The sequence below is a fragment of the Pengzhenrongella sp. genome, assembly GCF_036565025.1.
Classification (GTDB): domain Bacteria; phylum Actinomycetota; class Actinomycetes; order Actinomycetales; family Cellulomonadaceae; genus Pengzhenrongella.
Map to the genome: position 1 here is coordinate 1 of NZ_DATCNW010000289.1, position 5,982 is coordinate 5,982.

General features: G+C 71.7%; 7 protein-coding genes. 6 read left to right on the forward strand and 1 reads right to left on the reverse strand.

Features of this window, described 5'->3' with window-relative positions; translation table 11 throughout:
- Positions 1–42 precede the first annotated feature (42 nt).
- Positions 43–912, forward strand: a complete 870-nt coding sequence (gene truA / locus VIM26_RS16840; protein WP_331953248.1) for a tRNA pseudouridine(38-40) synthase TruA — start codon at positions 43–45, stop codon at positions 910–912.
- On the opposite strand, the gene VIM26_RS16845 is transcribed toward truA, so the two are convergent.
- Complete coding sequence (locus VIM26_RS16845) at positions 893–1,303, reverse strand: DUF5709 domain-containing protein (RefSeq protein WP_331953250.1); 411 nt, start codon at positions 1,301–1,303, stop codon at positions 893–895. The genes truA and VIM26_RS16845 overlap by 20 nt on opposite strands.
- Positions 1,304–1,386: 83 nt before the next feature.
- Between VIM26_RS16845 and VIM26_RS16850 the strand changes: the two genes are divergently transcribed.
- The 5 genes from VIM26_RS16850 to VIM26_RS16870 all read left to right on the forward strand — a co-directional run.
- On the forward strand, positions 1,387–3,069 hold the full coding sequence (locus VIM26_RS16850; protein WP_331953252.1) for an ABC-F family ATP-binding cassette domain-containing protein: 1,683 nt from the start codon (positions 1,387–1,389) through the stop codon (positions 3,067–3,069).
- A gap of 184 nt (positions 3,070–3,253) precedes the next feature.
- The gene (gene rplM, locus VIM26_RS16855; protein ID WP_331953254.1) at positions 3,254–3,697 is read left to right on the forward strand and encodes a 50S ribosomal protein L13; all 444 of its coding nucleotides are present in this window, start codon (positions 3,254–3,256) and stop codon (positions 3,695–3,697) included.
- Positions 3,698–3,749: 52 nt separating this feature from the next.
- Complete coding sequence (rpsI, locus tag VIM26_RS16860) at positions 3,750–4,238, forward strand: 30S ribosomal protein S9 (protein WP_331953256.1); 489 nt, start codon at positions 3,750–3,752, stop codon at positions 4,236–4,238.
- A gap of 120 nt (positions 4,239–4,358) precedes the next feature.
- Positions 4,359–5,708 (forward strand): phosphoglucosamine mutase, encoded by a 1,350-nt coding sequence (glmM, locus tag VIM26_RS16865; protein WP_331953258.1) that lies wholly within the window; start codon positions 4,359–4,361, stop codon positions 5,706–5,708.
- Positions 5,705–5,982: peptide deformylase (locus VIM26_RS16870; RefSeq protein WP_331953260.1), on the forward strand; the 278-nt coding region annotated here is incomplete at its 3' end. The genes glmM and VIM26_RS16870, both read left to right, overlap by 4 nt.

Sequence of the window (5,982 nt, forward strand, 5' to 3'; positions counted from 1 at the left end):
ACGTTGGGGGTCGGCGGCGGTGGGGGCGATTAGGTTGGGTGGGTGCTGCGCATCCGTCTCGACTTCTCCTACGACGGCACGGACTTCGCGGGGTGGGCCCGCCAGCCGGGGCTGCGCACCGTGGAGGGCCTGCTCCGCGAAGCGCTCACCGTCGTCCTGCGCGCGAGTGCGGCGCCCAGGGTGACCGTTGCGGGTCGCACCGACGCGGGCGTGCATGCGCGCGGCCAGGTCGCCCATGTCGACGTCGAGGAGGCCGCCTGGGGTGCCCTGAGCGGGCTGTCGCGCCGGACCGCGGGGGAGGCGCTCGTCGCGCGCCTCGGCGGACTGCTGCCGCGGGACGTCGTCGTGCACACCGCCGAACTCGCGCCGCCCGGGTTCGACGCCCGGTTCTCTCCGCTGCGGCGCCGCTACGCCTACCGGATCGCGGACGACCCGACGCTGCGCGACCCGCTGCGCCGAATGTTCGTGCTCTGGCATCGCCGCCCGCTCGACGTCGCCGCGATGCACGACGCCGCCCGCCCGCTCGTCGGGCAGCACGACTTCGCGGCATTCAGCAAGCCGCGCGAGGGGGCGACCACGATTCGCACGCTGGAGATCTTCGACTGGGAGCGCCCGACCTCTGGGGCCGACGCCGGTCTCGTCCTCGCGACGGTCCAGGCCGACGCGTTCTGCCACAACATGGTCCGCGCGCTCGTCGGCGCCTCGCTCGCGGTCGGCGAGGGCCGCCGCCCCCGGGCCTGGCCGGCCGCGGTGCTCGCCGCAGGCCTGCGAGAACCGGCCGCCGGCGTCGCCTCCCCGGTAGGCCTCACGCTGGAACAGGTCACCTACCCCGACGACGCCGAGCTGGCCGCCCGGGCCCACCTGACCCGCAACCACCGCGTCCCGCAGGGGTTTAGCGGCGGCGGTCCGTGATGATGTGCATGGCGGCTTCTTCGGCGGTCGCGGCGCCGCCGGCCACGCCGACGTCGTCGGCGAAGGTGTCGTTCCGGCGGTGGCCTTCCAGGGCGTTGTCGTCCTCGACCAGGCGGCCCGCGCGGTCGGGCTGACGCTTGCCGCGCTCGGGTGCCTCCCAGGATTCGGGCTCCTCCTCGCTCAGCCGCTGGTCGAGGGTCTCGCCGCGCGCTTCCTCCCACGCGGTCTCGCCGAAGTGGTTGCTCCGCGGACGTTCCGGCGGGGAGTACCCCTCGTCCAACAGGTCACCGACGCCACGCTCGAGCAGCGTGTCCTCGAGCGGAAGCTGGTCGGAATCGCCCTCGGACCCGGTCTCCGGATCGGCGCTGGTGCCACTGGTGTCTCTGCTCATGCCACCACCATCACACCGGAGCCCGGCGTGCGCCAGAGGCAAAAGATGCAAGGACCGCCGTCCGCGCGCCGCACACTTGCGGGGTGGGACACGTCGACATCACCGGGGTCAGCTACTTCCTTCCCGACGGGCGGCCGCTGCTGGACGCGGTCGACCTGCGCGTCGGCGACGGCGCGAAGGTCGCCCTGGTCGGCCCGAACGGCGCGGGCAAGACGACGCTGCTGCGGATCGTCGCGGGCGACCTCGAGCCGCACGCCGGCACCGTCGTGCGCAGCGGCGGGCTCGCCGTGATGCGCCAGTTCGTGGGCCGCATCGACGACGAGCGCTCGATCCGCGAGCTGCTCGCCTCCCTCGCCCCGGCAGCGGTGCGGGACGCCGCCGTCGAGCTTGCGGGCGCCGAGCTGGGCATCATGACCGTCGACGACGAGCCCGCGCAGATGCGGTACGCGACCGCCCTCATCGACTGGGCCGACGTCGGCGGCTACGAGGCCGAGACCGGCTGGGACAAGGTGACCGACGCCGTGCTGTCGATCCCGTTCGAGACGGCGCAGTGGCGCGAGGTGCGCACGCTGTCCGGCGGCGAGCAGAAGCGGCTGGTCCTCGAGGCGCTGCTGCGCGGGCCCGAGGAGGTGCTCCTGCTCGACGAGCCGGACAACTACCTCGACGTGCCGACCAAGCGCTGGCTCGAGGCTCAGCTCGCCGCGTCGCCCAAGACCGTGCTGTACGTGAGCCACGACCGTGAGCTGCTCGCCCAGACGGCGACGGCGATCGCGAGCGTCGAGCCCATGTCTGCCGGGTCGACGATCTGGGTGCACCCCGGCCGCTTCGGGACCTACCCGCAGGCCCGCGAGGACCGGCGCTCGCGGCTCGACGAGCACCTTCGGCGGTGGGACGAGGAGCACGCGAAGCTCAAGGACCTGGTGCTGACTCTGAAGACCAAGGCGACGTTCAACGACGGGCTCGCCTCGCGGTACTCCGCGGCCCAGACCCGGTTGCGCAAGTTCGAGGAGGCCGGCCCGCCGCAGGTGATGGCGCCCGAGCAGCGGGTCCTGGTGCGCCTGCGCGGGGGCCGTACGGCCAAGCGCGCCGTCGTCGCCACGAGCCTCGAGCTGACCGGGCTGATGAAGCCGTTCGAGCTCGAGGTGTGGTTCGGAGAGCGCATCGCGGTGCTCGGGTCGAACGGCTCGGGCAAGTCCCACTTCCTGCGGCTGCTGGCCGCGGGCGGGTCCGACCCGGACCCCGAGCACGCGCCGGTCGACGACGCCGAGATCGTCGCCGTCGAGCACAACGGCAAGGTCGTACTCGGCTCGCGGGTGCGTCCCGGCTGGTTCGCGCAGAACCACGCGCACCCCGAGCTGGTCGGGCGCACGCTGCTGGAGATCCTGCACCGGGGCGATGCGCACCGCTCTGGCATGGGCCGCGAGCCGGCGAGCAAGGCGCTGGACCGCTACGAGCTCGTCGCGGCCGCCGAGCAGTCCTACCAGACGCTCTCCGGCGGCCAGCAGGCCCGGTTCCAGATCCTGCTCCTCGAGCTGTCCGGGGCCACCCTGCTGCTGCTCGACGAGCCGACCGACAACCTCGACCTGCACTCCGCGGAGGCGCTCGAGGTGGGCCTGGCGGCGTTCGAGGGCACGGTCGTGGCCGTCACGCACGACCGCTGGTTCGCGCGCGGATTCGACCGTTTCCTGGTCTTCGGAGCCGACGGCGAGGTCGTCGAGACGCCCGAGCCGGTGTGGGACTCGGGCCGCGTGAACCGCGCCCGCTGAGCACGTTTTGACCCTTCGCGGGGCTGCGGCTACTCTGATGTGTCGTTGTGCGTCCCCAGCGGGCCGGTGTTGACATTCCGGGCTGCACGCGGGTGATGCGCTCACCGAGCACTTCTTGTCCGACCGCCCTAGGCGGTCGCGTCGGAAGTGAACACATTCAGCTATCGAAACGAAGGCTACGACCGTGCGCACGTACACCCCGAAGCCCGGAGACGTCGAGCGAGTCTGGTACGTCATCGACGCAACCGATGTCGTCCTCGGCCGTCTGGCTACCCACGTGGCCACGTTGCTGCGCGGCAAGCACAAGGCCACATTCGCTCCTCACATTGACAACGGTGACTTCGTCATCGTCATCAATGCCGACAAGGTCGCCCTGACGGGCAACAAGCGGGAAGGCAAGATTGCCTACCGGCACTCTGGCTTCCCGGGCGGTCTGACCTCGACCACCTATGGCGAGCTGCTCGCGAAGCGTCCCGAGCGCGCTGTGGAGAAGGCCGTCCGCGGCATGCTCCCCAAGAACTCGCTCGCCGCCGGCCAGATCACCAAGCTCAAGGTCTACACCGGCTCGGTGCACCCCCACGGTGCCCAGCAGCCGACGCCGTTCAACATCACCCAGGTTTCGCAGTAGGCCGCAGGCCTGCGGCGAGTAGTTCACAACACAGAACGCGAGGACACCACCAGTGGCCGAGACCACCGTCGACATCGACGTTGAGGGCGACGAAGCGCCCACCACCTACACCTCTGAGACGACGGCCCCTGCCGGCCGTGGCCAGAGCCTGACCGCTCCCGGCGCGGCCCTCGGCCGTCGCAAGGAGGCGATCGCTCGCGTGCGACTGGTGCCCGGCACCGGCACGTGGAAGGTCAACGGCCGCACCCTGGAGGAGTACTTCCCGAACAAGGTGCACCAGCAGCTGGTGAACTCCCCGCTGAAGCTGGTCGACGTCGAGGGCCGCTTCGACATGGTCGCCAAGATCACTGGTGGCGGCGTCTCGGGCCAGGCGGGCGCGCTGCGCCTCGCCATCTCGCGCGCGCTGAACCTGATCGACGAGGAGCACAACCGTGCGGCCCTGAAGAAGGCCGGCTTCCTCACCCGCGACGCTCGCGTCGTGGAGCGCAAGAAGGCCGGTCTCAAGAAGGCACGCAAGGCCCCGCAGTACTCCAAGCGCTGATCCGTTCCGCGCTGTTCGATGGCCCCGATGGACACCCCATCGGGGCCATTGGTCTTTGAGGTCGCATGGGCACGCGCGAGGGTGCGTGGCAGAGTCGTGGCAGGACGAGAGGGATATCTGATGGGACAGCTGTTCGGTACCGACGGGGTACGAGGCCTTGCCAACCGGGACGTGACGGCCGAGCTCGCGCTCGACCTCGCGGTCGCCGCGGCCCACGTGCTCGTCTCGACCAGCGCGGTCCGCGAGCGCCGGCCGCGGGCCGTCATCGGCCGCGACACCCGTGCCTCCGGCGAGTTCCTGTCCGCGGCCACCGCGGCCGGCCTGGCGAGCGCCGGGGTCGACGTCCTGAACGTCGGGGTGCTGCCCACCCCCGCCGTCGCGTACCTGACCGGCAAGCTCGGTGCCGACCTCGGCGTCGTGCTCTCTGCCTCGCACAACCCGATGCCCGACAACGGCATCAAGTTCTTCACGCTCGGTGGGGTCAAGCTCGACGACGCCGTCGAGGACGCGATCGAGGCGCGGCTCAACGAGCCCTGGGACCGCCCGACCGGGGCCGGCGTCGGCCGGATCACGATGGACACCGGGCACGCGGGTGCGGAGTACGTCGAGCACCTCGTCGGCACGATCTCCACGAGCCTGGAGGGGCTGCGGATCGCCGTCGACTGCGCCAACGGTGCCGCGAGCGATGCCGGACCGGCCGCGCTGCGCGCCGCGGGCGCCGACGTCGTGGTCATCAACGCCTCGCCCGACGGTCGCAACATCAACGAGAAGTGCGGTTCGACGCACCCCGAGCAGCTCCAGGCCGTCGTCGTCGCCTCGGGCGCCGACCTGGGGGTGGCGTTCGACGGCGACGCCGACCGCTGCCTCGCGGTCGACCACACCGGTGCGATGGTGGACGGTGACCAGATCATGGGGCTGCTTGCCGTCGCGATGAAGGAGGCCGGGACGCTCGCCCACGACACGCTCGTCGCGACCGTGATGAGCAACCTCGGGCTGAAGCTGGCGATGAAGGCCGCCGGGATCACGATGATCGAGGCCGGCGTCGGCGACCGGTACGTGCTCGAGGAGATGCGAGGCGGGGGGTACTCGCTCGGCGGGGAGAACTCGGGCCACGTCATCATGGGCGCGCACTCCACCACGGGCGACGGCATTCTGACCGCGCTGCACGTCGCCGCGCGCGTCGCGTCGACCGGTCAGAAGCTTGCCGAGCTCGCGAGCATCGTCGACCGCCTCCCGCAGGTGCTCGTCAACGTGAAGAACGTCGACCGGGCCCGCTCGGCGAGTGACGAGGGGCTGCTCGAGGCGGTGGCGGTCGCCGAGGCCGAGCTCGGTGAGACGGGGCGGGTGCTGCTGCGCTCGTCGGGCACCGAACCGCTCGTGCGGGTCATGGTCGAGGCCGCGAGCGTGGAGCACGCCGAGCGCATCGCGGAGTCGCTCGCCGGTGTTGTTCGCGTGCGCCTGGCGCTGTGACCAGCCTCCAGGAGCACGTCGAAGAGCTCCTCGCCGGTCCGGATCCCGCACCCATCGTGCAGGCCGGGCACCCGGTGCTGCGGGCCCGTGCGGCGCGCTACCGCGGGCAGCTCGAACCCGAGACGTTCCGCGCGCTCATCGAGCTGATGCGGCGGACCATGCACGACGCGCCGGGCGTCGGGCTCGCGGCACCGCAGATCGGCATCCCGCTCGCGCTCGCCGTGATCGAGGACCCGGGGGCGCTGGACGCCGAGATCGCCGCGCTCCGGGCGCG